This window comes from Bifidobacterium sp. UBA6881 (genome assembly GCA_002451435.1).
GTDB lineage: Bacteria > Actinomycetota > Actinomycetes > Actinomycetales > Bifidobacteriaceae > Bifidobacterium.
Window position 1 is genome coordinate 27,547 of record DKCF01000010.1, and the last position, 2,898, is coordinate 30,444.

Consider the following 2,898-nt stretch of genomic DNA (forward strand, 5'->3'; position numbering starts at 1 on the left):
GCTGCGGCGCGATTCGGCCACGGCGAAATCCGGAGAACTGGAGCGTTGCGTGGCGGACGGAGACACCGACGCGGAACGATGCGCGCAGACCGAACCGGTCACGTTGAAGAACCGGCAGACGCTCACCATCGCCAACATCACGGACGGCGTCGAATACGCCATCCAGGAAACCGAATTGCCGACCGGTTATGTGCTCGACCAGACGAAAACCACCGGCATGACCGGCACAATCAAACGCGCGTCAGGCGTCTCCCAGGCGACGGCGGTCAACCTGTACCAGCCGAACAGCGTCACCCTGAAGGCGCAGGACCTCATCGCCGTGCGCAAAACGGTCAAAGGACTGCCATCCGATGCGAGTGGCGACTATCCGTTCCAATTCCGACTGGACGCGGCACGGGGAACGCCGTTGCCGACCTGCTCCACCGACGAGCGGCTGGCCGACGCCTGCACCGTTTCCGACGTTGACGCCAACGGCAACCACGCATTGCGCAAGACACTGACGTACCGGAGCACTTCGGACGGCTCCCAAGACATGACCTTGGGCGACATCACCTTCACCAAGCCGGGAACCTACACGTACCAGCTGTCGGAGATCACGCCGGCCTCCGGCGCGGCAGAAGGCTTCAACTACTCGCGCGCGCAGTACGCAGTGACGATCGTCGTCGCGGTGGATGACGGCGAACTGCGTGTCGCGAGCGTCACCCTCACCCGCATGCTCGACGATTCCGGGGCGACGGTCGCCGACGGCACGGCAAGCGATCGCGTCGCCGAATTCACCAACGAATACAGCAAGGACCCCCGCGTGGTGACCTTCTCCGCCACCAAGAACTACACGGAGAACGGCTATCCGTACCAGGCGGGCATGTTCAGCGCGACGATGAGCGCGGTCGGCAGCTTCGTCACCGCGGACGGCGTTCCCGACACCGTTGCGGCATTGCCGACGAACGCCGGTGACGTGCCGATGCCCGAAGGCAGCGGCACGGATGGCGTGACGGTCGGTTTCGACGAATTCCGCGTCGCGAACTTCCCGCAGATCTCCTTCAACGCCGGCACCGGCAGCCATACCTACGTGTACAAGGTGGTGGAACCGGCCGGAACCATCGGCGGCACCGCGATGACCTACGATTCCACGGAATACTATGTGTTCGTCGCGGTGACGGTCACCGATGGCATGGTGCACGCGAACATCACGTACTACCGGAACGTCGATGGCGTGCTGCAGGAGGTCAAGGCGCACAATGACGGAACGAACGCCATCGTGTTCGCCAACACCTACCATGCCGCCGCAACCTCGGCGGCGCCGCAAGGCTCGAAAACCCTGACCGGCCGCGCCCGCACCGCGAAGGACTCCTTCTCCTTCACGCTCAAGGCCGCCGATGAGACGACCAAGGACGCCGTGGCCGCAGGAAACGTCACGGGCGCGAACTGCCCGGCGACCGGCTGCACGTCGGACGGCGTGCTCGCCAAAGCCACCACCACGGGAACCGAAGCCGAATCCGGCGCGGCCCAATCATTCCAGTTCGGCCAGCTCACTTTCGCCAAAGCCGGCACCTACGTGTTCGCCATCACCGAAAACATTGGAAACGCGGGCGGCGTCACCTACGACGGGCATGTGTCGACCGTCACCTACGTGGTCGCCGACACGGACGAGGCCGGCAACCACACCGGCACATTGCGCGTGATCGGCGTCACCTACGACAATGCGACGGCATCGACCGACATGGACCGTGCGAACACCACGGCCGCGGCGTTCACCAACACCTATGCGGCGTCGCTGCGCTACGCGGGATTCGATGTGGTCAAAGAGCTGAACAACGACACCTACAACGCGACGGGCACGGCACGCAACCTGTATGCGGGGGAGTTCACCTTCCAGATCAGCGGTGTTGACGAGGCGTCGCAGAAGCGCATCGCCGCGGCGACCTTCGCCAACGACCGTTCCTTCGTCAACGGCGCGGCGGCCGCCACGGCCAGTGGCACCGTCCATCGTGCCACGGATGTGATGGCGAACAAGCTTTCCGACCTGACGTTCAACGAAACGGACGCTGGCAAAACCTACGAATTCAAGATTGTGGAGCTCGCGCAGCACACCAATCCGAACACCGGAACAACCAACACCCAGCCGGACGCCGACTCCAAGGCGCCGACGACATGGGGCAACAGGAACGATGTGAAAATCGACGGCGTCTGGTGCAAGCAGTGGGTCTACTACGTGCGCGTCACGGTGAAGGACAACGGCGACGGCACGCTCGGCGTGACCTCGACGGCGTTCTGCGAGAAGTCGGACGGCGGCAAACGGCAAATCGCCCAAGTCGACGGCAACACCAAGTTCGGGCAGAAAACCATTCTGTTCACCAATTCGTACGAGCAGGCCAAATCGGTGTCGTCCAAGGCCGCGCCGCTGTACAAGCAGCTCGCGGGCCGCGAATGGACCGATTCCGGCAAAGACAGGTTCGTTTTCAAGCTGGAGAAATGCAACTACAGCAACAAGCTCGGCTCGTTCAGCGATGCGAACAACATCTCCTGCGCCACCGACAGCGGGACCCTGAACACGTTGCCTGAGCCAAGCGCCGGCATGCAGGTCACCGTCGGCAAATCCGATTTGGTATCCACCAAAGCCGGCGATCTGGCGAGCATCGACTTCGGCGATTTCACCTTCTCCAAGGCGGGCGCCTACGTGTACAAGGTGACGGAAGTCGCCGGCACGGACGCGACGCTCACCTACGCGACGAACATACGGTACCTGAGGTTCCGCGTCGAAGAGAACCAGATGAAGGGCACGTACACGGTGATCGCGACCACGCCCGGCTACGATGCGCCGACCGCCACCGACGAAAACGACGGCGGCGCGTTCGTGAACGTATGCCGCAGCGCGGAAAGCCTGCCGCTCACCGGCGG

General features: G+C 63.4%; 1 protein-coding gene. It reads left to right on the forward strand.

The features are described 5' to 3' along the window. Positions 1-2,898 (forward strand): Spy0128 family protein (locus B3C64_RS00855; protein WP_291533074.1); only part of this gene is annotated, 2,898 nt, incomplete at both ends.